Source organism: Bacillus halotolerans (assembly GCF_001517105.1).
GTDB lineage: Bacteria > Bacillota > Bacilli > Bacillales > Bacillaceae > Bacillus > Bacillus halotolerans.
Genome location: NZ_LPVF01000009.1, coordinates 186,891 through 212,372 on the forward strand (window position 1 = coordinate 186,891; position 25,482 = coordinate 212,372).

Genomic DNA, 25,482 nt, shown 5'->3' on the forward strand with positions numbered 1-25,482 from the left:
TGTAATAAGAAGGGATACAATTGGTGTTTACTCAGATGAGTTCGACGAAAGCGATGAGGGCTACTTTGGAGAAGATAAGGTTTTATTCTATTATGGAATAGATGATAATTGGCATGATATTATCACGTTTGGCGAGTTGTGTAATTATTTGCAGATAGTCTGCGATTTTTATGTTGAAAAACACAATGAAGAGGCTGAAGTAGTACAAAGATATTTACAAAAAATAAAAGGAAAAATATAAAGTGAAATAAGTGTCTTATTCTCCAATCATTTTTGATAGCTGTTTTTGTAAAAAAGCAACATTGGGTATTGTAAGAGAGTATTATCCAAACATACCCTAATTGTGAAGTGAAGTTCAAGGATGGTATTGGTGATATAAAAAATGAAAAACATCGAAAAAATCTTAAATGCTTTAAAAGAATTAAATGAAAAATATAATAGTACATTAATTTCAACAGAAGAACTTTTAGAAGAAGAGGAAAATATTAAAGAACTTCCGCAAATAGATGCAAGAATGAATAAAATTTTAGCTAACTTAAGTCAAATTGAAGATAAAGAAAAACTAACTTCAGAATTACTACAGTTACATTTAGTAATAGGTGATATAGAATGGCAGTTTGACCAAATACATGAGATGGTTAGACAGGTAATCGAAAATATTGAGGATTAATTTTATAAAAAAGGCCTCTTGAAAAGAGAGCCTTTTTTATTTCATTAACGCTTCAATTTTCTCTCTAGTCTTAGGTCCATAAATTCCATCAGCAGAAAGGCCATGCATTAACTGGAATCGTCTAATTGCATCTGCTGTTTTTGGGCCATACACACCGTCAATTCCATTATTCTTAGCTCCTTTATCCGGGTAGAAGTATAGTGCAGCCAGTGCTTTTTGAATTTGCCTTACGTCGTCTCCTTTTCGCATCGGGCTTGTCACTTTATAGATGCCAGAAGGCAGCGTATATGACGTTTTCTTGCTACTTGAGCTTGTTGTTTTCTTTTTAGCTGTACTTGTTTTGCTTGTACTTATTTTCCCACCTAGCGACTTTAATTCTTTTTCAATGGCAGCCTTAACTTGATTCCATCTTCCCTCTGACAAAATACGATGCGGACAATACTTACCGTTCCAGTATTGGTGCTTGCGGACTCGATCAACACCCCATCCGCGTTCTTTAAGTAGTTGAGCTACAAACTTAATAGCGAGTTTTTCCGCTGCCTTATATCGTGCCCCTCCTGACTTGCTATAACAAATCTCGACACCAATCGACTTACGATTCCCTGTACCGTTTGTTCCATCTCCTGTGTGCCAAGCGTTACGATTTGTTGGAATGCCTTGAATGACCTGTTTATCGTCTACCGCAAAGTGAAAACTCGTTGAGCTAGAGTTATTCTTCATGTAAGAAATCTCATTGGCTGCTGAAGCATCATTCGCAGTGTTATGGATGGTAATGTATTCCGCCGTCATGGGGTTTGGACATTTCAATCCATACTTTGATTTGGAGACTAGATTCTTTACAACTTTAATGGCCATATATCCTCTCTCCCTCCGTCTGTGTAATAAAAAAAGCCACTGGCTTAGCCAGCAGCTTTGTCTGCGTTATTCTTACTCTGTTCTTTTTCGTTCTCAATTGTTTGTAATCGATCTGTTATTGATGATGGTATTTTAACACCAATCTGTGCTAAGTTTTCAGTTATTGACAAACCTTCATTAGCGATATAAAAAAGAACGGTACCAAAGGTTAGGACGCCGTTTAAATTGAGGACTGTATCAATAACATTTGCAAAAATGACCGCAAAGAAATTAAGCAGTTTGCGGACATATCCAAACCATGCGCTCCGGCTTCGCAGTTTTTTGAATTTCCATGCCTTAATTACTCCTGTTAAAACGTCAACTATGCTAAGTACTAGAAGTAAATCAAGGTACTTCACCCCTCCAAATAAATATACTCTTGCTAAATCTAATGTTTCAAAATTGATAAACAAACTTGTCTCCTCCATTTCTAATCACCTCCTCCGAGGCAAATAAAAAAGGACAGCCGGATCTTATGAGACGGCCGTCCCTCTAACTGAAAAGTTTCCATTTGTTAAAGATGTAAGCTCCATAACAATTTCTTTAAAACCGGTAATGTCAAAAGATCAGGCTTCAGATTTTCCTTTTGTGCTAGTGGCAAATGTTCCGTCATCCACTTTTGGCCCTCTCAAGGCTCTTTTTGTTCCCGATAAGGATTTAACCCCAGAACTTCAATTCACTTGTCTCAGCCGTCCCATAAAATTCAATGAGTAACGTTTTGAATGATCCAACGGTGAATGGGTTACCCTCACCTATGGTTTCTGTTTTATCGTGAAAGACAACATCCATTGTTTTTGCTTGAGTGTCTAATGAGTTAAGGTTCAAGCCTTCAGTTTGAACTTTTAAACGACCATCATTAGTTAACCCGCTTTTATCTAACTGGACTGAGAACAGAGCAACTGCTGTAATAGGAACAGTGTGGTTAATGTTTATATCCTCTTCACCGGCGCCTAGTGACTGGTATAGTAAAAATTCAGATTGCTGTAGGTTACCATTTACGTATCTGAAACGGAAATAGCGTTTAGTTAAGTGAATCCATTCAGTTCGCCAAGCGCTTTTGCTTTAACGACCAATGAAGAGACTGTGGTCCATGAATTCATATCGTTACTTTCTTCAATGAATAAGGTACCAATATGCATATCGCTCAGTATGAAGGGATAAATATACAAACTGCTTGATCGCTTCAAGGCCTGTGATGATTTCATTTGTGATACGGCCATTTTCAAAATCTATTTTGTAGGTGAGGTCTCTATGACTTCGCTGTCATCTTCAATATCATCAAATTCAATTTCTGGGGAAAGGGTCATGAAATAAACACTCCTATAACGTTTTTCCATTTATTGATTGAATGAACCATAATAAAAACCGCTCCTAAAGAGCGGTTTTAAAATATAAGAAGTAATCATTCTAAGAAGAAATCGAAAGAGATTTATTTACTGCTTTTTGAGCATGGATTAAAGTCGTATCAAATAATGGCACTTTTGAATCCTCTACCTTTACTAATAATCCAATTTCAGTGCATCCAAGAATGATTCCTTCTGCTCCTCTATCCACCAAATTATTTATGATCTTCTTATAAACGTTTTTGGAAGACTGTTTAATTTCACCTAGACATAGTTCTTGATAAATAATATTATTTATTAATTCTCTTTCATCATCATCAGGAACAATGACATTAATATCATGAGACGCAATACGTGATTTATAAAAATCTTGTTCCATCGTATATTTAGTACCAAGCAATCCTACTGAACGAATGTCTTGTCTAATAATTTGTTCTGCAGTTGCGTCGGCAATATGCAAAATAGGTATAGTGATCATTTCTTGTATATATCCAAGAACTTTATGCATAGTGTTTGTACATATTACAATAAAATCTGCACCCGCTTTTTCTAATGATCTTGCAACTTCCCCTAAAGCTTCACCTGCTTTATCCCAAGCCCCTACAGATTGATAATGTTCAATTTCCTTAAAATCAACACTGTATAAAAGACATTTTGCCGAGTGAAGCCCTCCTAACTTCTTTTTTATTTCTTCATTGATAATTCGATAATACTCAGCTGAAGATTCCCAACTCATTCCACCAATAAGACCAATAGTTTTCATAACCCACCTCGGATGAAGTTTTCAAAATATTATAGTTATTCTAAAGCATAGATTAGGTCTTTACAATTATTTATTTTTTCAGGATTACTATTATTAAATTTTAAGGAGACAACCATCACACTTTCACCAGTATTCAACGCTTCTTCTTCACCGGCCCGCAGCCGCTTTGGAACAATGATCAAATCAGCAGGTATTATTAATTTGTCATTTTCATTAAGCTTTATTTCAATTGGTGAAACGGAAACCACTTTAGCCGACAGAATATCCACCGGTGACTCAGAATCAACTGCTTAAACGATCCTGAAACGTTCCTTGCAGCAAAAGACGGAGAAGTAACTGATGAAATCTTACAGGCTGCTTTGGAGATTATAACGGAGCAATTAAAGGAAAGACGGAAATCAGATAAATAAACGCCGTTAGTTTATTATTATTTATTTCTGTTTATTATGTTTAATTCTGTTTACTAATAAGATTTAGATTCTCATTTATATCTCAATCATATCCTCATTTATAAAGTGATTTTTGAATCCCTTAGAAACCCTTACACGACAAGGGTTTTTGTTGTTTTTCTCATTTATATTTTCATTTATGTTTCTTTTATATTCTCATTTAAAAAAATTGAGCGTTTATTGTGAGGAAAATTGCAGAGTATCGAAAAGGGAAAAAAGGATCTTTTTGTTAAAAGCCTTGCAAGGTGTAAGTGAAAAAAATAAACAATACAATTATCGTTACAACAATAATTGTTTCTTTACTAAGATTTTTATTATCTTCTTGCTCTTGTTTCTGTTTTTTAATCTCTTCTCTATATTTTCTTTGAACCTCTTTCATCTTATCATTTATTTTCATGATTAAACTCCTTTGAAGTCCATTTTAATTTCTTTGCCTCTTTCACTTGCATTTTAATAATAAAAAAGGATCGGCAAGGGCTTTTCACTCAATGGTAACCAGCATAAGCACTAGCTGGACAGGTTTCAGGGTGTATCTAATCTTTTAGGTTCCATTTCCTGCAACTGAACCAAAAACTTCCTTATGAAGAACAATCTCTTCTCTGTTGTGGAGATGCTACCAAAAATAAATCACTGCGTAGGCAAACTGATAGCGGTATAAAAAAACAGCTCATTAAATGTCATACTGGAACTGTCTTTGATTTTTGGGTTTATTTTCTGATGCAGCTATCGCTATCCGTTAGTTTAATTAGAATTCAGATAATCCAAGACACGGTCAACTCTTTCATTGACTGAGCAATCGTCTTCAATTTTTAACACTGGACAAGATAAATCTGCCATCCAATGTCCGTGTAATGCTTTACTTCTAACTTCCATTCCACCAGTATCATATAAAGAAGCCCACTCTAAAAATGCTTTTGATTGTTCATATTTACTGCCACCGGCTAACACTTCATTTCCATAACGCTGAAATTCCCTATGCCTTAATCTCTCAAGCCGTATATCTTGTGGAATCCATAAGAAGACGACAAGGTCAAAGTAGCTTTTTAGATTATCGCCCCAGCCACACACTGCACCAGAAAGAATCCATTTCTCATTTATTGTTAAGTCTTTTTCAAGCAACTTTCTTCTTTCAGGAATTTCTCTTTTTTAGTGAATTTATCTAACCAATAGTAATTATCAGTATCAAGATGCGTATGAGGCAAACGCTTTGATAATGCAACACCCAATGTTGAAGTTCCGACACCAGAGGCTCCCAATATGTGAATATTTTTTTTCATACTTCCCCCTCCTTATTAATCAACCAAACTCCCTGTTTGTTGCATAAGGTACTTACTATTATTTTGACATAATTCCCTAAAGACCTTTACTTTTCGAGGGAAATCCAGATGAGTGTTAAAATCATCATACTTACGAAAACAGCCATTATCAAACGGATTCATATTCCATCTCCTTAGACGCATTTTCCTATGAAAAAAGTCTTGATTTTCCTATAATATTTAACGAATCCAATTTTTAGATTGTCGTTTAAGGAGGTTTTTCATCTTGAGGTATACAAACAGTCATTTAGAGGATTGGATTGAAAACTTAAACAGGAAGATTGATATTACAGAGCCTGAACAAATTAATTTTGAACGGATTGCCGAAGCTTTAGACATCAGACTGTCGTTTAAACCTGTTACAAGCTTCGCACTTAAACACATCGGAATTTATAACATATGCTTGGACAGCCGAAAAAGCCGTATTGAACAATGGTATGATTTCGCTCATGAATTTTGCCATATATAGACATGAAGGCGATAAAAAAACAATGCCTGCAACTTGGACTGATTATTTAGAGTGGCAGTCGAATTATTTTACATATCACTTTTGCATTCCAACTTTCATGTTGCGTAATATTAATCTTTCGTACATACAATCACATGCAATTGAATATGTAGCTTGGCTTTTTAAGGTATCCCCATCGTTTGCGAAGAAACGTTTGAACATATATTACAGGAAGCTGACTCAACATTTATTTAATCAAACAGTTACGAGAAATCTGTGCGCCCCCCTTTTGTAATTAATAATGAAATCCTCATGCATTTGCGCGCACTAAAAAAAACAAAAAAAGACGTCTCCCTTCATGATCCGATCGGGCAGGATAAAGAAGGGAATGAAATAAGCCTGATCGACGTCCTGAAATCAGAAAATGAAGACGTGATTGATACGATCCAGCTCAATATGGAGCTTGAAAAAGTGAAGCAATACATTGACATTTTAGATGACCGTGAGAAAGAAGTGATTGTCGGGCGGTTTGGGCTTGATTTAAAGAAGGAAAAAACGCAGCGTGAGATTGCCAAAGAACTTGGTATTTCGCGCAGCTATGTATCGCGGATTGAGAAACGGGCGCTGATGAAGATGTTTCATGAGTTTTATCGGGCGGAGAAGGAAAAGCGGAAGAAAGCGAAGGGGAAATAATGCTGAAGAAGCCGGATCGAACATTCCGGCTTTTCTATATTTTCACTAAAGTTTCTTTTAAAAGAAATAAAGAAAGTATAGATGAAAGAGTTATGAAAATCATTTTTTGTATACTAATAAGCTCTATGAGAAAGACAATCTGGATCATACAGATAACTTGATTATGAATTCTTTAATCGCATCATCCCTGCTTCTTTATACAGGCCACGATCTGAGTGCAGTTGCTCGATCCCTTGATCGCTTGTTTCTCGGTCGATACCCTTATATACATTGCCATCACTCTGGATCTTCTTCCTATCAAGTTTTATTAAATAATGAGAGGAATCGTTCATGCATTTGTCAGCTTGCGGTCCCTCGATGATTATCACCTTCATAAAATGCATCACCCCTTGGGGAATGCTATGTAATAACTGTTTGTCCAAATAAAAAACCGATGGTTTGAACCATCGATCTGTTTTCTATATCACTGGGCCCTCAATATAGTAAATCTATCTTATTAGAAAGCTTATTTTCATTACACACTTTATATTCATTTGTTATCATTTCTATACGTTTACATCAATTATGGTAAAAAATAGAGATAAAAAAACAATAAACGTACATCCTAACTTTTTCATCTTATTTATTAAGAATTTTAACCTCTTCCTTGTAAAATAAAGAAGCGATTTTCATTTCAAGACAGTTAATGCTATGGCATCGGGACATGTCTGTTAAAGTAGCCAAAAAATACATTCAGATATCCACTTACAACCACAATCCACTTTGATCCACTACAGATTTCTGAGCTGACATTAGACAGCTAGACTTATAAATACCGATTATCAATTTTTTTATTCTGTTCCAGTTCCCATTCACCAATTAGGACATTTCGGCGGCGTATCGGCATAAAGTGAATTAATTTATTAATGTTCAACAACAGAATTTCGTCTAGTGGCAATAAAGAATCCACAAATCATTGCAAGAATAGCCATCGCCCACCAGAACGTTGAGATCGCCTGATCATGATCGATGATAATTAAACGAATGACAGCTGTGATGCCAATATAAATGAAGTAGCGAAGCGGGAAATGAAAGTCTGATTTGAAGTATTTGATAATCAAAGCAATGAACTCAAAGTACATGAAGAATATAAGCAGTTCTCCAAGCATCTCATAATAGCTGTCCACTTTGTTGAACAGTGACTTGTATACGAATTGCACAATGTACCATGTCTCGCTGATCAGAAGTGCGCTTAAGGCTATCGCCAGGAAGAACAGACAGACATTGAGCAGCGCTTGTAACAGGCAAGGCACCTTTTTGAATTTGTTGGAAAATCTCATCATGTTGTCTCCTATTTCAATATATTCGTGGTTTTTATTCTCAGTCTACATCTTGGTGTTCCAAAATCGCAGCACAATGTAGTACTTAGAATTCTTTTGTATACTGTGAAACTGTCCCTGCATGCGGGACATCATTCGCGCAATGCTTCTTTCACCAAGTCCGTTGCTTTCCGGTGTTATATCCGCAAGTTTAATCATATTGCTAACATGGATCTCAAATATATCTTGATCCGATACAAACGTGATGCTGATTTCTTCTTCCGGATCTGCGTATTTAAATAAGTTTGACATCACATTATCAAATACACGACCAAGCTCCTCCAAATTCACGTTAATATAGGTTTCCGGCAGCTCGCCTGAAATATGGACCCGGAAATGCTCCTGATGAAGGATAGCAATCTGATCTGAGATTAGATCGTAGATCACTTCTTTCACTGCAACGGTCTCCAGATCGGCCTCATATTCCCTTTCCAGCAGGAAATACGCAAACAGATTGTCAGACAAGCTTTTTAATTGCAGTGCTTTATCATAAGCATTGGCTACATACCGATCTTTGCTGGTACCCGCTTCGCCTCCCTCTTTTTTGGCAAACTCCAGATTCATGATCAGCGACGTCAGCGGTGTACGCATATCGTGCGACATTTCGGTAACCAGGCTGCGGCTCTCAGCTTGCAATTCCTCGATCGCTTTAAGTTTGTCCAAGAAAGCTTTCCGCAGATCCTCAATGCTCTTTGCAATCATCGCTAATTCATCATGCCCTTTTATCGTCATCTCGTAGTCCAGTTCGCCCCCTTCAAGAATATGAATCTCTTGGTGAATCGTTTTAAGGTAGCGAAGACTTTGGCGAATGCCAAAGAGAACAATGATTAAAAAGATGAGGGTTGCCCCGAGCAAATCCAATGTAAAGGCCAGATTATAATATCGGGAAGAGTAGAAACCGTCGATAATGACTCGCCCTTCACCATCTCTAAACTTGACAGGATGTGAATGATTTTGAGCGTACTGAGTCAGCTTTTCCTTTCCATAATCCGATTCGGAATAAATGGAATCATATTGCAGCTCCTGATCCTTGAATATGGTGAGGTTAATGTAATTTTCTTTTTTGACCCACTCGCCAAACGCTTTTCTATCTGATGTAGACAACTCATTTTCTGAAACGTACTTGCTGAATTTTTGAATGTATCTTGCTGACTCCTCGTGATAATATTCATCCGAACTCAGATATCCCTCGAGCAGATCATCTGTGATCTTTTGCAACGTCAGAAAGATCACACCACTCACAATCGAAGCAACCATGATTAGCAAAGCCAGTTTTTTGGTTAGCGTAAATTTACGATGCGCCAAATCGATATCCTCTTCCCCATTCAGTTCTTATATAAACCGGACGTGCCGGATCATCCTCAATTTTGGAGCGCAGCTTCCGAATATGCACCATCACCGTATTGTTGGAACAGTAAAAGTAAGGTTGTTCCCAGACACTCTCATATATATTTTGGGCAGAAAATATTTTGTTGCGTTTGCTCATCAGAAGTTTCAGGATACGATATTCCAGATCTGACAGCTTGATTTGCTGCTCCTCTTTCCAGACCTCATTAAATTCTTCGCTCACTCTTAGTTTGCCCCCGATAAGAAATCTTTCTTCCTGTTCCTTCTTTTCCTGATAGATAGTATATCTGCGTAATTGAGCAATCACTCTAGCATGAAGTTCCTCTTCCGAGAATGGTTTAGTCATATAATCATCGCCGCCGGCGAGTAATCCCTCAGTTTTATCGAGTGTACTCGATCTGGCCGTCAGAAACAGAATCGGGACGTTAGAGGATTTCCTGATGTGCTGACATGTTTCAATTCCCGAAATGCCTGGCATCATAATATCCAAAATAACCAAATCAAGCGAGTCATTCACAAGTTGCAATGCTCGCTTGCCATCCTTGGCTCTTAGCACCTCGTAGCCTGCACGCATAAGGGATTCCTCCAAAAGATCACCAATATCCTGATCATCCTCTACGACTAATATTCGATGGGTCATGTCTCTCTCACCTCATGATTCTTGATGTTATTTATCGTGTATCCTTACTATATATCGTTCATAGTTAAGTACGTTATAAGATACTACGTAAATCTTAACAATTTATGAAAGCTGATGCCCGCCACAAACTTGTCACATTTTCTAAAAAAATGATGACTCTTCATAAATTGTTAAGATTCGGGCTTTATATTTATCCATTGTAAGGCTCAGGTTTTTCAGATCCGAACCACACATTGCAATGATAAATGGAAAAGGAGCATTGATATGACTGTACAAAAAGAAGGATACGGGCAACCGGTGAGTCTGCGGGAACGGGTTCATTTTCTGGACATCGTACGCGGATTCGCCTTGCTGGGCATTATTATTGTCAATTATTTTCTGATCGTAGATTCAGTAAAGGGATTCGAAATGACCTCCGATGACGTACTGCACAATCTGGTTTCCTGGTTTGCCGAAGGGAAATTCGTTACGTTATTCTCCTTCCTGTTCGGAGTCGGGTTTATGATCTTTATGGATCGAGCCGCGCAGAAGGTAGATAGTCCCAACAAGCTGTTTGCCCGCAGGTTATCTATCCTGTTGGGATTTGGCATTTTGCACATCACATTTGTTTGGGTCGGTGACATATTGTCCTTTTACGCCATAAGCGGCTTCCTGTTACTCGCCTTCTATAAACGTACGGCCAAAACGGTACTTAGATGGATTATCGCACTTATCGTGTTTCAATTCCTGACTCCTGTTTTCACAATGTTGTACAATGTCATCAATACTGCAGGGCAAAAAAACCCGAATTTTTCAGAGTTTACTTTGTTTAGCCACAGCAGCCTTACCTACATAGAATCCATAAGCGCTCGGTGGACAGATATGGTCACGATGGCTGCTAGCTCTTTCCATATGATCTATTCCATGTTTCTCATGTTTCTGCTGGGCGTGTACTTTGTTAAGATGGAATTTTTCAAAGATATGGAAGCGAAAAAGCCTATATGGAAGCGTATCTGGATCATTAGCACAATCGCTTTTCTAATAACACAAAGCAGTATATTGCTAGACATGTTTAATTTTTCGAACATTTCCTCTGTCTTGGGTCAAAATGGCGGCTTAACCGGAAGTATGTTTTATATGAGTACTTTTGCAATGCTGTTTCTGTACGTTCCTCAGCTGCGAGGCCCTATGATGATATTCACTAAAGTCGGACGGATGTCATTGACCTGTTATCTGCTTCACTCTATCATTGGAACAGTTCTGTTCCTCAGGTACGGATTCGGGCTTGCAGGTCATATTCAATCTGCCGGCACGTTCATGTTCAGCCTGGCCGTGTATTTCGTGCTAATGATCTTTAGTACATTGTGGTTGAGACGGTTTAAATACGGTCCGATGGAATTGATATGGCGCAAGCTGACGTACGGCAAAGTAAACGAGCGCTCCAAAGCAACTCCGCTGCATTCGGAAAAATCAATTCAGAAATAACCCCTTTTCCCAGATTGCACGGACTTCAAGTTAGTTGTTGACGGAAGTAGGTATTAAACGGACAGATTTGATTAGTATGGACTGGTTATTTTTATATTATTTAGTGCTTCTTTGGGCTAACTCTGACAGAAAATTCACCAGAGTTTACTCAATGTGTATAGCTCGTGAATCGTGATCGAATTTAAAATGAATCTATTGCGCATGCCTATAGTCAATGGCAACACATTCAACTATTTTATGTGATTTGTGATAGAAAAAATTTGAGAAGAATAACTAATCCCGCGTAAGACACTTAATACGCTAGTGAACGATAGTAAATAAGGGTTACTTGCAGCTTGTTTTCCAAGGAAACAAAGAAAAAAATTGTGCAAAAAGACAGGAAAGAGCTTTTGCAGCAAGTATTTTAACGCCAAATTTACTGCGGAAGAAAAAGCGACGGAATCACTTTTTGTGAAAAGGGCTCGTAGAACAGCTGGAATGTTTCTACTGAACGACTGGACTCGATATTATAGCAAATGAAGGAGTGAGCAATCATGAAAACAAAAAAGGAACCAAAAGTTATTCTGGAACTAGCAAATGAGTCTGATCTGCCAGAATTCCAAAAAAAATTACAAGAAGCCTTTGCGATTGCCGTGATTGAAACGTTCGGTGATTGTGAAGATGGACCGATTCCATCGGACAATGATGTTCAGGAGTCTTTCAATGCTCCCGGAGCAATGGTATACCATATTCTTCAGGATGGTAAGAAGGTCGGTGGTGCAGTAGTACGTATCAACAGCCAAACACATCATAATTCGCTAGATTTATTCTATGTATCTCCAGAATATCACAGCCAAGGGATTGGTCTTTCTGCTTGGAAAGCCATTGAAGCACAGTATCCGGATACTGTGCTTTGGGAAACCGTGACACCTTATTTCGAAAAGCGAAATATCAACTTCTATGTGAATAAGTGTGGATTCCATATCGTAGAGTTCTACAATGAACATCACTCTGATCCGCATATGCATCGCAATGGACGCGAAGATGACAAGCCCCTGCCGGATGATGATGACTTTTTCAGATTTGTAAAGGTTATGAAAAAAAAGGACTAAACAATTGAACACGGCGAGATGCCGCAGAGAGTTGCTGGTAACTTTTTTAAAGATGTTTGTTTGGATCCAAAAAATCCTAAAAATATATTAGTGTCAATAATTATTTTCACAGACATAAATATACTCCTAACAACGCTCGTTTTAACCAATTAATGCAGATTATCCATGTTTATACAATCTATATTTCATTATCAGAGGAAGGTAATAATGCTGTTTAAAAGGGGTTTTGATCCCTGTATCAAAAACAGGGGTCAGTTCCCTTTCAAGAGGGCCTTTTTTATTTCAAGAACTCTTCAAGTTTCGCTTTAGTTTTTGACTCTTAAAGTCTGAATAAACATAAAATACCTCAGCAGCATTCTTGAACCTAAGTAAGCCGCTAAGATTCACTTTTCAAATTCACAAAACCAAAAAAGAAAGTCTATTCTACTATTATTTTAAACTCATCCTCTAATTCCTGTTGAGCCTCTTGTAAAACATCTAATACATCATCAGCATATGAACCTAAAAACTTTTTACTTAACTCAAAATTTCTCCAGACTAAAGTTAACGGCAACTCTATCCACCCTGTAAGGCAATCCCATAAAGCGTCTAAATTTTTCCCATAGTAGTCTGGGAAATCTAATTTATCTGTTAATGCATCATGTAACCCTTCTTTATTTTCAAAGTCTTTTCCATCTACAACTATTTTTTTCATTAAAAACTGTCCTCCATTATTTTAACTTAACAAACGTTTTATAATGATCTGTTGTTTTATATATTAATCCATCATTCGAATAGAGTAATCTGCCACTCCCTCTGTAACCTGTGGTATAGTTTATATCAGCTTCAGGAAGACGTTTTTCACTGTTTTTGTATATATCTCCCCCGATACTTTTACCCGGTGCTACTTACCTTTTTTGCTTTCCCATCCTAATTTCCTTGCTTCCTTTATTTATGTAATTATCCGGCACCGCCATTGATCGCCATCTCATCCATACTGAGCAACACCCCAATTTGACATTAGAATTGCTGAACCATAGAGTACTTTCTGCCACTGTTGAACCTCTTTCACCATCCAGTGATAGCTGGTGATTAGATTTTCCGTTATCCTTTAAGAACTAATACATTTTTTAGCGGGGAGCTAGCCATGACTGAAAAATACACAACTGAAGTTTCTTTAGACTTTTTTAATGGTGATGAAACTGATTTAAAGGATACAATTGAGGAGATTAGACTTTTTGCAAAGACATATGAGAACGATAAAGTAACCGTCCTAAGTGTTACTGAAAATGAATCTTCAAAGGGAAAAAACTATAAAGTTCTTTTACAGCACGAAAGAGATACAGATAATCTAGGACGTAAATATGAATATGATGAAGAAAAACTATTCGGTTTCTTTGAAGATGAAGAATAGTGAATACCACGTTAGCGCATACAAAGAACCACATTTTAGTGGTTTTTTTAAATTATTCATTTACATAACCTTAAAATCTATCTCATGATTAAACCTGCGCAAGGCTGCCCTTATTTGAATCACTGTTCTGCCATTCTCAGGAGCTTCTAAGACATGCGCAGTGCCCCGTTTGAACATGTATTACAGGAAGCTAACCCAACATTTATTTAATCAATCAGTGACAGGAAACTATGCTCCCCCCTTTTGTAATGAATAAAGCTATCCTCATCATGCATTTACGCGTATTGAAAAATACAAAAAAAGATGTGTCCCTTCATGATCCGATCGGGCAGGATATTGATTACGAAAATAAAAATGAATAGCTGCATTCGAAAAAGCTATGTATCACTCAGAAACCAATGTTAAATATGTGGATAGCCCTTCTCATAAAAGGAGATGGGCTCTTTTTCACTTCAATATTGTTTGAATTTCGCTTTTTTGGACCATGAGTAACATCTAACTTCAAAAAATACATCACAAACATTGATTTAAGATACCGTTCCTTTTGCAACATATGAGAATAGGGATGATTAAACCACTCAGTAAAAATCTCTTTCTGCAGAATTTCTACACCCTTCCTTTAAAATTCTTTATTTCTATAAATACGTATCGATAGAAGCCAAGAACAAACATATAGAATTATAACCGAAAGCAGAATAAACAAATAAACATTAAGATTTTGTACTGATAGTAATATTCTAATATTTTCTCTGATTATATCATTCACATTTCGGAACAAGGTATTAACTAATACCATATAAATACCAAATAAGATAAGTGAGCCTTTGAACAAATATTGGCTTTTAAACTGATAACTAAATGGAAAGATAAATGAAGCAGATACCATCACAAGGCATACGATAAACATTAGATCTATCCAGAATGTTAGTTCTCTATGAATGATCAAATTTCCTATAAAAATTGTAAGAACTACAATTAAAGTAAAAATAAGCACCCCTATATACTTTGAACTAACAATTTCCCTGCGTGTATAAGGAAGTGAATTCAGCAGAGTATTTATTCGGGCTTTTTCATCCATTGAAAAAACGTTCATTATTATGACAATACTAAATACAAAACCTGACCAGATATATGATATATTTAACGTTAAATAAACAAATAAAACCGGCAGTAATATCATAAGAGATTTCTTTTGTAAAATGATATCTTTTCTTATTAAGTGAAACACCTTACTTAGCCCCTTTCTTTGTATAGAACATCAGCTCTTCAATCGTTGGTTTTTCGATCAAAACTAAGTCACCAAACACATCTTCTATACGTGCTTTATTGGCTGCTAATGCCTCAAAACCAGCATTAGATTTCCGAATGGAGATGAACTCCTGTTCTGTATCTCGATCTAATAGCTCCTTGCCTCCTTTTACAATGGCGTACTCTTCTTGAATTTGATACGATTTCTTTGTGAAAATATGCTCGCCATTATGAATAAAAGTAATATAATCTGCAATACGGTCTAAATCTGTTGTAATATGAGTAGAAAAGAAGATCGTTTTCTTTCCATCTTGCATTATATTATGTAGTATATCTAGAAACTCCCTGCGAAATATTGGGTCTAACCCCGATGTAGGTTCATCCATAATAATTAACTCTGCATGATGTGATAAGGCTATTGATAAAGAAGCTTTCATCATCATTCCTTTAGAAAATGATTTGATTTTTTTATTTAACGGCAGTTCAAATTTTTCAACATAGGAATTAAATAGGCGATCATCCCATTTCATATAGCAGGGCCTTATAATCTCCTTCATTTCTGCTAATGTTAAATGTGCGTAGAAAATATTTTCATCAAATACAAAACCAATCCGTTGCTTTATTTCTTTTTCATGTTCTTTATGATCTAACCCAAATATTGAAATCGATCCGCTATCTGGCTGCAATAAGTTCATCATAAGTTTAATCGTTGTAGATTTACCAACACCATTACCACCGATAAAACCCGTTATAAATCCTTTTTTAACTGTCATTGAAATATCTTTTAGCTGAAAATCACCAAATGATTTATAAACATGTTTGAATTCAATAACATTTTCCACTATTCTTCCTCCCTATATAACAGTGTAAGTATGCCCTTTAATTCTGTAAGTGAGATGCCAATTTCTTTACTGTTTTGAATTGCCGTCAACAATTGCTCTTCAATTACCTTCATTTTTCTTTCTTTAATCATCTCACTATCCTGCTCCGATACAAAAGAACCTTTCCCAACAACTGAATATATGAATCCGTTCTTCTCAAGTTCCTCATAGGCACGTTTTGTTGTAATAACACTTATATCCAAATCCTTCGCTAACTGTCGCATTGAAGGTAAGGATTGCCCTGCGTGTAATTCATTGGTCAAAATATGTTTTTTAATTTGAGCATAAATTTGCTCATAAATAGGTTCTTTTGAATGATTTGAAATGATAATTTGCATATAAACCTCACTATCATATTGTATATATACTTTATATACAATATATCCAAATGAATATCAGAATACAACTCTTTTTTAATCCAATCCTTCGAGTTTATCGTTTGGTTAAGTGTTGGGCTATAATGCTTCATTCACTTGTAAGGTGCATTTAATCGTTGCCAAGACGACAGAGAGATAGTTGAGAAGGTTTATTTCTTCACAATTTATATTTAAATTGCTAATGATGTATAGATAGTTAATTATGTATACACTCCAAATCAGAAAGAAACACATATTATAAGAATTAGGATAAAATTTTTAATAATGTACACATCCATTTATAGAGATAATAGTGGTTCGGTCATGTAGTTCTCATGATCAAAAATTTTCTTTAAGGAGTGTAACAGCCTGGGATATACAAACAAAAATAAGCACCCCCTACATAACATCCAAGCAGAGGTGCATATAAAAATGAGCAGGTATATAATTTTGTGCCAATGTATTTTCTCGTTTTTTTGCTACGTGGGCATAATGTTTTTTTCTTGGCGGCACTTGTTTTGCATGAGATGAGCCTGATTTCCCGCCCGGCGCCTTCCATTCTGCTTCAATAGCGGTTTTAACCTTTCTCCCCCGTGCCTCTGACAAGATGCGATGTGGACATACTTGCCGTCCCAATCGCCTCTATTTCAACTTAGACTAAAAAATCATTTTAAATTTCATTTCAACTAGCATCCCTATCGAAGTAACTCGACCCGCATATCATGTACTATCTCTTTTTAAGGGAGGTGGACATATGGGATACTCATATGGTTATGGTAACTCCTTTGCATTAATCGTGGTGCTATTTATCTTATTAATCATTGTGGGAGCAGCTTTCTTCGGAGGCTATCCAGAAGGCGTTCCTATTTAATTGATATGTAGGAGTACCTCCATGTTGTTTGACGCCATAAGAAACCTTTATGGCGTTTCCGTTTATTTTTTAGACAAAAAATTCATTTTTTCTTATTTAGACGTCAATCTATGTCGAAAACTATCGTTTAGCATATCTTATACTATCCTCACTAAAGGAGGTGGACATATGTCTAATGGTTACGGTAGTTCCTTCGCGTTAATTGTGGTGCTATTCATCTTGTTAATCATTGTGGGAGCAGCTTTCTTTAGATATTAAGTTAATAGACTAACTCCTCCGCAGCGCACCTCCCTGTTCGGCAAAACGCCATAAGAAACCTATATGGCGTTTTGTTATGTGATTAACTCACCATATGCTGACAAAGTTTCTGAACCAAGGAACTATAAAATACCAATCTTCATCTTTCTGAAGCTCTATGAGCTTTTTTTAAATTGTCCACAGTTTTAGCTTAATATAATTTATTGATTTAGAAGCCATTTTATACGCCCAGCTGAAGTTATATAGTGTAGCAATATAAGACAAAAAAAGATAATACAAACTGTTTTTAAATTACTAAAATAAAGCGCTGCAACAGCCATTGCAAAGATCAATAATTCAATAAATAATCTTATAACCCCGTTCACGGCTATTACAGTTTGACCGCTTCGGCTAGGATCATTGGGCACTGCAAACACGGACCAGATAATCATAACTGCAATTGGTAAAACTAAAGTTAAAACATATTTTAAAAAACCATTGAAGTGAGTCCAAGCAAACACACCTATGAAAATCAATGCCGCAACTTCAAGTGAAAATCTTAGAAGTAAATTCATTTGACTCAGTTTTTTTCAACTCCTCTGTATTAAAAAGCACCCCGCAGGAGATGCTCTTTTCTGCACTTTATTTCAGCATATAAAAACTTTTCTGTTCTTCTCCTTTTGGTTCTCTTTGAGTTTTTGGAGAGTTCACCTCCACTTTTGAAGATATGATACCGACTACTGCTGTTACTAATGCTCCGATTAATGCAACAATTATAAGTATAGTGACATATGACAACTTTTCTCCTCCTATCCAGATAATTATCCAAATAATCAGGAAGTTGTCTACAATTCGCAAAATTTGTCGAACGAAATTGTTGAATAATACACGATTTTGTTGTGAAAATGAATTCAACATTCCGCTTACATCACCGAATTCCTAATAATTCCTCCCAGCTGAGTTGGAGTCAGATGATTAAAATGTTCTCCGAAAACTTGAAAAAGTGTTCAAGTATGAAGCAAAAAAAGGACTGAACGATCCTGAAACGTTCCTTGCAGAAAAGACGGAAATTAGATAAATAAACGCAGCTAGTTTATTATTATTGATTTCTGTTTATTTAATTCTGTTTACTAATAAGATTTAGATTCTCATTTATAAAGTGATTTTTGAACAACTTAGAAACCCTTACAGGGCATAGGTTTTTGTTGTTTTTCTCATTTATATTTTCATGTAGGTTTCTTTTACATTATCATATATAAAAATGAAAATTATATAAGGAGCGTTTATTGTGAAGAGAACCATTGAGTTTGTTTTAAGTTTATAGGGAGCAGATTGGGTGTTGTAGCATCTATCCTAGCTTTAGGTATCGCTTACCTTGATTTATTTTTTCACTTGATCAGATACTTTGATATGACAAGCGACCTCCTTGTTGGGGCATGGGGATCTTTGATCTTTTCATGCATTGGGTTTACCGCTTCAATTGTTGTCTTATTCAAACCAAAGTTGAGCAGTGTTTTACTATTTATCTCAGGGATTGGAGGACTTATATGTATTGATTGGTTTTACTTAATACCAGCTATACTTATGATGATCCCTGGAATCATGGTGTTTGTAAGGAAAGGAAAAACTGCTCCTAAAGCAATTTAGAGCAGAGTATAATTCGACCGAACCAACTGGCGGTTCTGTTAGTGTATAGTCATATTTTAGATAAACTAATTGTTATTATTGAACAGTACCATAATCAAAATCAATATCTTTCTTTTCTAAATCCCCCTTAACATTTTTAGCATAGGTCATGGTTAAATGTACGCTTTTATCTATCCACCAAGTTCCATCATCAGTATTCGTATCCCAAGTAACATCTATATCTCTGTTAAAATTCTCAAAAAACACCAAATCCCCAACAGCTACTGTTTTTCCGTTGATCTTGTAATATATTAAAACAATTTTCTTATCAAATATACCTGTCCCGTGCTTTACGATTGTTAAACTATAAGGCTTGTTAGGACATTGCTCTTCTAGTATAATTTCAGGATTTAAAAATAAAACATAACAGATGAATAAAATTGGAACAATCATTAACCTTTTTAATAAATTTTTATTGATATTAAACCCCTCCAGCAAGAAAACTCCGTTTAACAATCCATTTCATTTGGGATACACCCCTATCTTTTGAACGTACTCAGGCATAGGCAAAAAAATAAAGCGTTTCATTTCGTATTATAAGGCAGGGATAGGGTAAACGGAAGAAATGTAAAGAGGGCAAAAAGCTGCTGACGAGGAGTCAGCAGCTATACATGCATCTTCTGTAGAAGTCCTTATCAATAATAATATATTCAATATCAAGTCCGTTATTTCCAATTGATGAGGAAACGCTCAAGGCCAAGGGCCGTTTTTAATGCGCCATCATCTCATGGGCAATATCGTGTCCATCCATTTTTGACGGGTAATAGGTAGGCCAGTTTTTGACTTCATCAAGTAAAGCTTCACGGTCGTCACCCCAATACAGATGGTAATGGCTGGATTTAGCCGGATAGATACTATGATCACTAAACTGAATATACTGAGGAAGTCCTTCAGCTTCTTTAGCAAGTTTGAATATGTATCTTACCCCTCTATTGCCCGCATCATATGTTAAAATTTCGTACCCGTCATACGTATACTTACCAGAATATTCTTTTCCATTTTTGAAGAACGTTACAGTATCTTTCTGAATTACAATACGCTCAACATCTGTTTTATACCCTTTTTTATAATACTCTTTATATTCTTCAGCTGTCTTGTCGCCTTCGTGTTCTGCTTTATAAGAAAATACTTCGTCAAGAGTACCATCTTGCAGGTATGAATATACAGATTGCCAGTCTCCTTCCCAGTCAGAAAGTGAACGATCCTTTACTTGACTGTTTTTAAAATCGCCTTCATAAATTTTTTCTGTTTCTTCATCATGTGCATGATTATGATCGTGAGCATGTTCGTGTGTGTGACTTTCAGATGATTGCTCTTGCGTTTTAGAAGAGTCTTCTGCAGCTGATGAGGATGATGTTGTTTTAGACTCGCCTTCGGATGAACCTGAATTCTGACATCCTGCCAATACTAGTAATGAACCAATCGCTAATATCCCTAACCTCTTTGCAAATAAAATTCCCATTACGACACTCCTTCTCCTCAAATCGAAATTATTACGATTTGTATTATACATTTATCTTATGCAAAGATCAAAGGTAAAATGAGATGTTTTCATGATTTTATCATCTTACTTTCTGTCCTCTTGACTGTTCATACAAATACAAACACAATTTCCTCGGTCTTTCATTTATGTAATTAAAGTTATCATTCATGAGTGGGCTATCCTAGCGATTGAGTTATCTATAAACAGGAAAAAACCACACCAACAAAGTTGGTATGGTTCATTCTGATAGGCCCTAAGAAGAGACTCTATTGTACGGAGTATACAGCTAGTTGCATCGGTAACCGACCGGACCGTCAGAACCTGTATACACATATGTGTCAGAAACATATCCAATATTCACGATCCCCCGGGAATCTTTCCACTGGATTTGATCCCAAATATTACTCGTTCCATACTTCCCGGTAACAGTCGTTCCATAAGCGTAACAATAGTAAGGAACACGCGAGCCGCTAGGAATGGAAAGCATAATAGGATAGTTTGTACCTGGACCGCTGCGCATATTTACAGGCGCACCGCTGCTTGTTGAAACAGTAAAGTACTGAACGGCAAGTGCTTGACTGGAAAAAATAAATAATGATGCAACCATAACGGTTAACATACTCAGCATTTTCAGTTTAGTCAATGTCATCCCTCTTTCTTCAATTCCTTCATTTTAAAAATGATAGAACATATGCTACCAGCTGCATTTAGGAACAACCGGACCGTCTGAGCCTGTATACATATATGTATCAGAGACAAATCCAGGAACGATCTCCCCGCTGGCAAGCGTCCGCTCTGTGTAATTCCAAATATTACTCGTTCCATACTTTCCAGTTACAGTTGTACCGGTTTTGTAGCAATAGATCGGGATGCGGGTTCCGCTCGGAATAGTCGTTACGATCCCCCAACTTGTACCTGGGCCGCTGCGCATATTTACAGGCGCACCGCTGCTTGTTGAGACAGTGTAATACTGAACTGCTTGTGCATGACTAGAAAAAATGAAGAATGACGCTACCATAACGGTTAACAAACTTGCTATTTTTAGCTTTCTCAACTTATACTCCTCCTCATCATAAATGTCATGCGTCTGGCTTTCTTACATTCAGTTCAGGAATGATTCGGCAGACCACCTTCTCCCCTTTCGTTTACATATATTGATATCATATTACCATCAAACAGGTATATGAGAAGTGCCATTATTACTGAATTTCCAGACAGGAGAGAGGATAAAATTTGGGAATATAGGAATTGCAATGCAATCCGAAATAATGCATGAAAGATATGTCACACACCAATTAAAAGCGATTTCTAATCAAAATTTTTGATGATCCCTCGGTCAGTTTCTATCATGAGTGGTGCATCTATACTGTATTTATTCGAGAATATCCATCTTCTCCCGACGGGACCTAATAAAATATAGACTCCTACTTTATACTCCCCCATGAACAGTAAATGATTTTTTGAGAAAGGTTCATCATTTCTTTGCCGAATTCCCAGCTTTAAAAGGTAATCAAAACATTCTTTAACATGATTTGTAGATAAACCAATCTCGCTTATACCTATTACATTGTCGGGCGTGAATACTTTTGACCTCGTTTCCGGAGAGGTTTCTAATCGAGAAATAAACTCAACAATATTACCTGCAGGATCTTCAAAATATATCGATCTTGCCTTTGCATTTGCAAAATACACTTCATCGTCACCATCTTCTTCAAGTAAATCAACCTTCTTTTTCAGCCATTCTTTAGCTTGTGCGAAAATATTCGAATGGATATTAAACGCAAAATGATAGTAATAGCGATTCGCTTCGTCTTGGTGCAAGGTTAAAATGCTTTCTCCGACTTGAAATATGGCTAATGTATCAGTTAACGCCAGCCTTTTAAATTGAAGGATATCTTTATAAAAGCTTACAGTTTGATTAAAACAAGAAACAAATATTTCAAGATTTTTTATTTTCACTATTTTCATCCCCCTCTCTTAATATATCTAAAATGAGAAACAAATTCTTTCTACATTTAGCTTATTTAAGCTACATCATTAGACTGAAAAATAAAGAACCACCTGCACTTGTTTTTCATCCGCATTTCGTAACTTTAAGGATATGCCTCTTCTATCAGCCAGCAGCCGTAGGATCTCCAATTTTATAGCTTCAGTCACATTGTTATCTGAAACCACTTTCTGAACTCGTCACCAATGTCCTGACTTACTCGTTCTAGTTTTCTAAATCAAAATGACAGAGAACTTTGCCCCCTTTCTTGTCATGTGTATCGACATCCTAAAATAATAGCGGATTTTTTATAATATGAGTTTCTTGTCTAGGACAACCTTTTTTCTTCATCATAACTTATATAGTAAGACAAGATTTTTTGAGAGGGTGATTTTGATGAGCTGCAGCAACGGTGGGTTTAGAAGTGTGGACGAATTCATGTTCGGCTCTCGTCGCGGGAACAACGGTACCAATAGCTTCAATGGCTTCAATGGCTTCAATGGTTTTAATGGGGGCAATGGAGGCAACAATGTAGAAACAATTGTTTCTCCCACAAGAAATGTTGTAAATACGACAACCAATGAACGTACTGTTAGACGTGTTCAGCCGACTCACATTGTTAATGTTAATAGAAATGTTACAAGAGTAGAAAATTACTATCCAGTGACACAATCTGCAGAGAATGAAAATATCGTTGAGGAATATGATTGTGGAAGTGACTTAAGAAATCCATGCTGTAAACCAGTAAAAAGATGCAATAGGTAATGATTCAATAAAGATTCATTTTAGGCATCCTTATGGATGCCTTTTTTATTACCCTACTCTTTCAGATTTTCGGCTTTAAAATGAAGAGAAATGAGTTGGTTTCTTTTGAAGATAACCAGTTAACAAAACGCTCGTATAAAAACGGGAGACCTTGGAGCGAGTCCCTTAAAATGACAATAAAAAAGGGAAGATTTTTCTCCTCATTTCTTTATGAACTTGTTTTTTTGCAAATGATCTTCTATCGCTTGTAAAGCCTGATACTCGTCAACGCCATTAGCTCTTATCTTCATGTGGGTATTAGGTTTAATTCCTAGTGACATCACATCAATGAGGGACTTGGGTGTATTTTTCAGGTCGACAGATTCCCCTAGATATTCAAGATATATACTGGAGCTGAATTGACAAGCCGCACGTACTAACAAGGCCGCTGCACGGGCGAAGCCTGTACTCGCGATAATTGTATACTGTTTTTCTATCATTCTCCCTGCTCCTTAGGCCTGAAAATTCCTTAAAGAATTGGAATAGGCCAGTTTTTATTCATAAGCCCTCTATTCTTTCTCTCAATCTGAAACATAGTATCTTGTTGATTTCCAGCAATATCGTTTTCGAGCACAATTAATGATGACCAACTATTCGGTGAGGTACATATGGTCCTTCTAGAAACCTAACTTCTGCAGGCGTCAATTTAATGGCGGGTACAGCCAAAAAATCGTTGTCACTGACAGGTTCGTTGTTCGGATACCGGACAGTTTGGAGATGGATGTTGCCAGCCCTCTACTGTGTGCAGGGATTACAACCTATTCCCCTCTAAAACACTGGAACGTCGGCCCAGGCAAAAAGGTTGCAATTGTAGGAGTCGGCGGGCTTGGTCATTTGGCGATTCAATTTGCGCATGCTTTGGGTGCAGAGGTAACCGTCCTGAGCCGCTCTATGAATAAGAAAGAGGAAGCCCTTGAACTAGGGGCTGACCATTACTATGCAACCAGTAATCAAGCTGCATTTATTGAATTGGCCGGGCGTTTTGACGTAATCTTAAATACAGTATCCGCGAACCTTGATGTAGATGCCTATTTATCAATGCTTCGGATAGACGGAACACTTGTGAATGTAGGGGCACCGGCCGAGCCGGACAAATATAGTGTATTCTCCTTAATCATGGGCCGCCGCAGCCTAGCAGGTTCTCTTGTCGGCGGAATTCCAGAAACACAGGAGATGCTTGATTTCGCTGCTCAGCATGGCATTGCACCTAAAATTGAGGTGATTCGTGCCGATCAAGTGGATGAAGCATATGAGCGTGTTCTTCGCAGTGATGTACGCTACCGATTCGTTATTGATATCTCTACATTATAGTTGTAAAAGGTGAGGTAGCCTCGTTTTGGCTGCGCTTTTACCCTATGAAAATCATAAAACGTATAAACAACTCTTCCCAGGACTCTTGCGAAAAACATCTCAAGCAAATATTTTGAAGGACGATGAACGTGCCTGTTATTCTATGGTATATAGGAATTCATAGGAGGTATAAATATGAGCAAAAAAATCGCTGTTCTCGTTACAGACCAATTCGAAGATATCGAATATACAAGTCCGGTAAAGGCATACGAAGAAGCTGGCCATAGCGTCGTTGCCATTGATTTGGAAGCAGGCAAGGAAGTTACCGGTAAACATGGCGAGAAAGTGAAGATCGACAAATCGATCGCCGACGTAGATGCAAGTGAATTCGATGCTTTATTAATTCCTGGAGGATTTTCCCCAGATTTGCTTCGCGGAGATGACCGGCCGGGTGAATTCGCGAAAGCATTTGTAGAAAATGAGAAACCTGTTTTCGCTATTTGCCATGGCCCGCAGGTACTCATTGATACGGATCTTCTGAAAGGCAAAGACATCACTGGCTACCGCAGCATTCGCAAAGACTTGATCAACGCTGGTGCAAATTACAAAGATGAAGAAGTAGTCGTCAGCCATAACATTGTAACAAGCAGAACACCTGATGATTTGGAAGCATTTAACCGCGAATCATTGAACCTGTTGAAATAAGAAAAAGGCACAGACTGTTTGAGTCTGTGCCCTTTTTTATAGAGAAAGCGTAAGAATCTCTATTC

Annotated in this window: 30 protein-coding genes and 11 pseudogenes; 15 read left to right on the forward strand and 26 right to left on the reverse strand. The window is 36.9% G+C overall.

Annotated features, from left to right (window positions below; all coding sequences use genetic code 11):
- Nucleotides 1-4: 4 nt before the first annotated feature.
- Together cdiI and AU387_RS08640 are read left to right on the forward strand one after the other, a co-directional pair.
- Nucleotides 5-241, forward strand: a complete 237-nt coding sequence (gene cdiI / locus AU387_RS21975; protein WP_232460805.1) for a ribonuclease toxin immunity protein CdiI — start codon at nucleotides 5-7, stop codon at nucleotides 239-241.
- A gap of 141 nt (nucleotides 242-382) precedes the next feature.
- Nucleotides 383-670 carry a hypothetical protein gene (locus tag AU387_RS08640; protein ID WP_059335469.1) on the forward strand — a complete coding sequence of 96 codons (288 nt, stop codon included), beginning with the start codon at nucleotides 383-385 and terminating at the stop codon, nucleotides 668-670.
- A gap of 36 nt (nucleotides 671-706) precedes the next feature.
- Here the strand turns inward: AU387_RS08640 and AU387_RS08645 are convergent, their stop codons facing one another.
- The 6 genes and pseudogenes from AU387_RS08645 to AU387_RS08660 all read right to left on the reverse strand — a co-directional run.
- A complete protein-coding gene (locus AU387_RS08645; RefSeq protein WP_059335470.1) occupies nucleotides 707-1,525 on the reverse strand; it encodes a peptidoglycan recognition protein family protein in 819 nt (272 codons plus the stop codon).
- Between the two features lie 44 nt (nucleotides 1,526-1,569).
- On the reverse strand, nucleotides 1,570-1,992 hold the full coding sequence (locus AU387_RS08650) for a phage holin family protein (protein ID WP_059335471.1): 423 nt from the start codon (nucleotides 1,990-1,992) through the stop codon (nucleotides 1,570-1,572).
- Between the two features lie 45 nt (nucleotides 1,993-2,037).
- Nucleotides 2,038-2,694: pseudogene (locus AU387_RS21980) on the reverse strand (phage portal protein); the annotation flags it as partial.
- A pseudogene (locus AU387_RS20500) lies at nucleotides 2,681-2,871 on the reverse strand (DUF2634 domain-containing protein); the annotation flags it as partial. The pseudogenes AU387_RS20500 and AU387_RS21980, both read right to left, overlap by 14 nt.
- Before the next feature lie 100 nt (nucleotides 2,872-2,971).
- Nucleotides 2,972-3,670 carry an aspartate/glutamate racemase family protein gene (locus AU387_RS08655; RefSeq protein ID WP_059335472.1) on the reverse strand — a complete coding sequence of 233 codons (699 nt, stop codon included), beginning with the start codon at nucleotides 3,668-3,670 and terminating at the stop codon, nucleotides 2,972-2,974.
- A gap of 35 nt (nucleotides 3,671-3,705) precedes the next feature.
- Nucleotides 3,706-3,960: pseudogene (locus AU387_RS08660) on the reverse strand (DUF2577 family protein); the annotation flags it as partial.
- On the opposite strand from AU387_RS08660, the pseudogene sknR reads away from it, so the two are divergent.
- Nucleotides 3,961-4,080, forward strand: a pseudogene (gene sknR, locus AU387_RS21985) (transcriptional regulator SknR); the annotation flags it as partial. It abuts the pseudogene before it with no gap.
- A gap of 268 nt (nucleotides 4,081-4,348) precedes the next feature.
- Here the strand turns inward: sknR and AU387_RS20505 are convergent.
- Nucleotides 4,349-4,516: a hypothetical protein gene (locus AU387_RS20505; protein ID WP_063623046.1), complete on the reverse strand. Its 168-nt coding sequence runs from the start codon at nucleotides 4,514-4,516 to the stop codon at nucleotides 4,349-4,351.
- A 344-nt stretch (nucleotides 4,517-4,860) separates the two neighbouring features.
- Nucleotides 4,861-5,396, reverse strand: a pseudogene (locus tag AU387_RS08665) (ATP-binding protein).
- A 265-nt stretch (nucleotides 5,397-5,661) separates the two neighbouring features.
- Here AU387_RS08665 and AU387_RS08670 point away from each other — a divergent pair.
- Nucleotides 5,662-6,178, forward strand: a pseudogene (locus tag AU387_RS08670) (ImmA/IrrE family metallo-endopeptidase).
- Nucleotides 6,178-6,576, forward strand: a pseudogene (locus AU387_RS08675) (sigma-70 family RNA polymerase sigma factor); the annotation flags it as partial. The pseudogenes AU387_RS08670 and AU387_RS08675, both read left to right, overlap by 1 nt.
- Nucleotides 6,577-6,737: 161 nt before the next feature.
- Here the strand turns inward: AU387_RS08675 and AU387_RS22190 are convergent.
- From AU387_RS22190 to yrkP, 4 genes are all read right to left on the reverse strand, one after another.
- Complete coding sequence (locus tag AU387_RS22190) at nucleotides 6,738-6,950, reverse strand: hypothetical protein (RefSeq protein ID WP_059335474.1); 213 nt, start codon at nucleotides 6,948-6,950, stop codon at nucleotides 6,738-6,740.
- A 528-nt stretch (nucleotides 6,951-7,478) separates the two neighbouring features.
- Nucleotides 7,479-7,895, reverse strand: coding sequence for a phosphate-starvation-inducible protein PsiE (psiE, locus tag AU387_RS08685; RefSeq protein WP_082687867.1), 417 nt, complete (start codon nucleotides 7,893-7,895; stop codon nucleotides 7,479-7,481).
- Between the two features lie 45 nt (nucleotides 7,896-7,940).
- Nucleotides 7,941-9,239, reverse strand: a complete 1,299-nt coding sequence (yrkQ, locus tag AU387_RS08690) for a two-component system sensor histidine kinase YrkQ (protein ID WP_059335475.1) — start codon at nucleotides 9,237-9,239, stop codon at nucleotides 7,941-7,943.
- Nucleotides 9,226-9,921, reverse strand: coding sequence for a two-component response regulator YrkP (gene yrkP, locus AU387_RS08695; RefSeq protein ID WP_044154451.1), 696 nt, complete (start codon nucleotides 9,919-9,921; stop codon nucleotides 9,226-9,228). The genes yrkQ and yrkP overlap by 14 nt, the downstream gene beginning before the upstream one ends.
- 264 nt (nucleotides 9,922-10,185) lie before the next feature.
- Here yrkP and AU387_RS08700 point away from each other — a divergent pair, with 264 nt between their 5' ends.
- The 3 genes and pseudogenes from AU387_RS08700 to AU387_RS08705 all read left to right on the forward strand — a co-directional run bounded on the left by AU387_RS08700 (nucleotide 10,186) and on the right by AU387_RS08705 (nucleotide 12,476).
- Nucleotides 10,186-11,385 carry a DUF418 domain-containing protein gene (locus tag AU387_RS08700; RefSeq protein WP_059335476.1) on the forward strand — a complete coding sequence of 400 codons (1,200 nt, stop codon included), beginning with the start codon at nucleotides 10,186-10,188 and terminating at the stop codon, nucleotides 11,383-11,385.
- Nucleotides 11,304-11,560, forward strand: a pseudogene (locus tag AU387_RS22370) (hypothetical protein). The gene AU387_RS08700 and the pseudogene AU387_RS22370 overlap by 82 nt, the downstream one beginning before the upstream one ends.
- Nucleotides 11,561-11,918: 358 nt before the next feature.
- The gene (locus AU387_RS08705) at nucleotides 11,919-12,476 is read left to right on the forward strand and encodes a GNAT family N-acetyltransferase (RefSeq protein WP_059335477.1); all 558 of its coding nucleotides are present in this window, start codon (nucleotides 11,919-11,921) and stop codon (nucleotides 12,474-12,476) included.
- Nucleotides 12,477-12,894: 418 nt separating this feature from the next.
- Here AU387_RS08705 and AU387_RS08710 read toward each other — a convergent pair whose 3' ends face one another.
- The 3 genes and pseudogenes from AU387_RS08710 to AU387_RS22375 form a co-directional block, all read right to left on the reverse strand.
- On the reverse strand, nucleotides 12,895-13,170 hold the full coding sequence (locus tag AU387_RS08710) for a barstar family protein (protein WP_059335478.1): 276 nt from the start codon (nucleotides 13,168-13,170) through the stop codon (nucleotides 12,895-12,897).
- A 16-nt stretch (nucleotides 13,171-13,186) separates the two neighbouring features.
- A pseudogene (locus AU387_RS21155) lies at nucleotides 13,187-13,426 on the reverse strand (ribonuclease domain-containing protein); the annotation flags it as partial.
- Between the two features lie 20 nt (nucleotides 13,427-13,446).
- Nucleotides 13,447-13,530: pseudogene (locus AU387_RS22375) on the reverse strand (sigma-70 family RNA polymerase sigma factor); the annotation flags it as partial.
- Between the two features lie 72 nt (nucleotides 13,531-13,602).
- On the opposite strand from AU387_RS22375, the gene AU387_RS08715 reads away from it, so the two are divergent.
- Nucleotides 13,603-13,869 carry a hypothetical protein gene (locus AU387_RS08715; RefSeq protein ID WP_059335479.1) on the forward strand — a complete coding sequence of 89 codons (267 nt, stop codon included), beginning with the start codon at nucleotides 13,603-13,605 and terminating at the stop codon, nucleotides 13,867-13,869.
- 619 nt (nucleotides 13,870-14,488) lie between these two features.
- On the opposite strand, the gene AU387_RS08720 is transcribed toward AU387_RS08715, so the two are convergent.
- From AU387_RS08720 to AU387_RS08730, 3 genes are read right to left on the reverse strand one after another with little or no spacing between them, the layout of a single operon-like run.
- Nucleotides 14,489-15,097, reverse strand: a complete 609-nt coding sequence (locus AU387_RS08720) for an ABC-2 transporter permease (RefSeq protein WP_059335480.1) — start codon at nucleotides 15,095-15,097, stop codon at nucleotides 14,489-14,491.
- Nucleotide 15,098: 1 nt separating this feature from the next.
- The gene (locus AU387_RS08725; protein ID WP_059293557.1) at nucleotides 15,099-15,959 is read right to left on the reverse strand and encodes an ABC transporter ATP-binding protein; all 861 of its coding nucleotides are present in this window, start codon (nucleotides 15,957-15,959) and stop codon (nucleotides 15,099-15,101) included.
- Nucleotides 15,959-16,336, reverse strand: coding sequence for a GntR family transcriptional regulator (locus AU387_RS08730; RefSeq protein ID WP_059293556.1), 378 nt, complete (start codon nucleotides 16,334-16,336; stop codon nucleotides 15,959-15,961). The genes AU387_RS08725 and AU387_RS08730 overlap by 1 nt, the downstream gene beginning before the upstream one ends.
- A 772-nt stretch (nucleotides 16,337-17,108) precedes the next feature.
- Between AU387_RS08730 and AU387_RS21165 the strand changes: the two genes are divergently transcribed.
- Nucleotides 17,109-17,225, forward strand: a complete 117-nt coding sequence (locus AU387_RS21165; RefSeq protein WP_082687868.1) for a YjcZ family sporulation protein — start codon at nucleotides 17,109-17,111, stop codon at nucleotides 17,223-17,225.
- Between the two features lie 168 nt (nucleotides 17,226-17,393).
- Complete coding sequence (locus AU387_RS21170; RefSeq protein ID WP_024122253.1) at nucleotides 17,394-17,483, forward strand: YjcZ family sporulation protein; 90 nt, start codon at nucleotides 17,394-17,396, stop codon at nucleotides 17,481-17,483.
- 200 nt (nucleotides 17,484-17,683) lie between these two features.
- On the opposite strand, the gene AU387_RS08745 is transcribed toward AU387_RS21170, so the two are convergent.
- Nucleotides 17,684-18,037, reverse strand: a complete 354-nt coding sequence (locus AU387_RS08745; protein WP_059293554.1) for a YrdB family protein — start codon at nucleotides 18,035-18,037, stop codon at nucleotides 17,684-17,686.
- A gap of 67 nt (nucleotides 18,038-18,104) precedes the next feature.
- On the reverse strand, nucleotides 18,105-18,260 hold the full coding sequence (locus AU387_RS21755; protein ID WP_169793536.1) for a hypothetical protein: 156 nt from the start codon (nucleotides 18,258-18,260) through the stop codon (nucleotides 18,105-18,107).
- Between the two features lie 534 nt (nucleotides 18,261-18,794).
- Between AU387_RS21755 and AU387_RS08750 the strand changes: the two genes are divergently transcribed.
- A complete protein-coding gene (locus AU387_RS08750; protein WP_063623045.1) occupies nucleotides 18,795-19,109 on the forward strand; it encodes a hypothetical protein in 315 nt (104 codons plus the stop codon).
- 75 nt (nucleotides 19,110-19,184) lie between these two features.
- On the opposite strand, the gene AU387_RS08755 is transcribed toward AU387_RS08750, so the two are convergent.
- The 5 genes from AU387_RS08755 to AU387_RS08775 form a co-directional block, all read right to left on the reverse strand.
- Nucleotides 19,185-19,604, reverse strand: a complete 420-nt coding sequence (locus AU387_RS08755) for a hypothetical protein (RefSeq protein ID WP_232460775.1) — start codon at nucleotides 19,602-19,604, stop codon at nucleotides 19,185-19,187.
- Between the two features lie 253 nt (nucleotides 19,605-19,857).
- A complete protein-coding gene (locus AU387_RS08760) occupies nucleotides 19,858-20,610 on the reverse strand; it encodes a metal-binding protein ZinT (RefSeq protein ID WP_059335483.1) in 753 nt (250 codons plus the stop codon).
- Nucleotides 20,611-20,917: 307 nt separating this feature from the next.
- Entirely contained in the window at nucleotides 20,918-21,274 is a 357-nt protein-coding gene (locus tag AU387_RS08765) for an SH3 domain-containing protein (RefSeq protein WP_059335484.1), read from the reverse strand.
- 51 nt (nucleotides 21,275-21,325) lie between these two features.
- A complete protein-coding gene (locus AU387_RS08770; protein WP_044154422.1) occupies nucleotides 21,326-21,685 on the reverse strand; it encodes an SH3 domain-containing protein in 360 nt (119 codons plus the stop codon).
- A 254-nt stretch (nucleotides 21,686-21,939) separates the two neighbouring features.
- Nucleotides 21,940-22,599, reverse strand: a complete 660-nt coding sequence (locus AU387_RS08775; RefSeq protein WP_241495291.1) for a VOC family protein — start codon at nucleotides 22,597-22,599, stop codon at nucleotides 21,940-21,942.
- A 415-nt stretch (nucleotides 22,600-23,014) separates the two neighbouring features.
- On the opposite strand from AU387_RS08775, the gene AU387_RS21175 reads away from it, so the two are divergent.
- Nucleotides 23,015-23,383 carry a CotD family spore coat protein gene (locus AU387_RS21175; RefSeq protein ID WP_082687869.1) on the forward strand — a complete coding sequence of 123 codons (369 nt, stop codon included), beginning with the start codon at nucleotides 23,015-23,017 and terminating at the stop codon, nucleotides 23,381-23,383.
- Nucleotides 23,384-23,583: 200 nt separating this feature from the next.
- On the opposite strand, the gene AU387_RS08785 is transcribed toward AU387_RS21175, so the two are convergent.
- Nucleotides 23,584-23,862 carry an HPr family phosphocarrier protein gene (locus tag AU387_RS08785; RefSeq protein ID WP_059335486.1) on the reverse strand — a complete coding sequence of 93 codons (279 nt, stop codon included), beginning with the start codon at nucleotides 23,860-23,862 and terminating at the stop codon, nucleotides 23,584-23,586.
- Nucleotides 23,863-24,073: 211 nt separating this feature from the next.
- Between AU387_RS08785 and AU387_RS08790 the strand changes: the two are divergent.
- Together AU387_RS08790 and yraA are read left to right on the forward strand one after the other, a co-directional pair.
- Nucleotides 24,074-24,733 (forward strand): annotated as a pseudogene (locus tag AU387_RS08790) (NAD(P)-dependent alcohol dehydrogenase); the annotation flags it as partial.
- A 174-nt stretch (nucleotides 24,734-24,907) separates the two neighbouring features.
- Nucleotides 24,908-25,417, forward strand: coding sequence for a cysteine protease YraA (gene yraA / locus AU387_RS08795; RefSeq protein WP_059335487.1), 510 nt, complete (start codon nucleotides 24,908-24,910; stop codon nucleotides 25,415-25,417).
- Nucleotides 25,418-25,482: the final 65 nt, after the last annotated feature.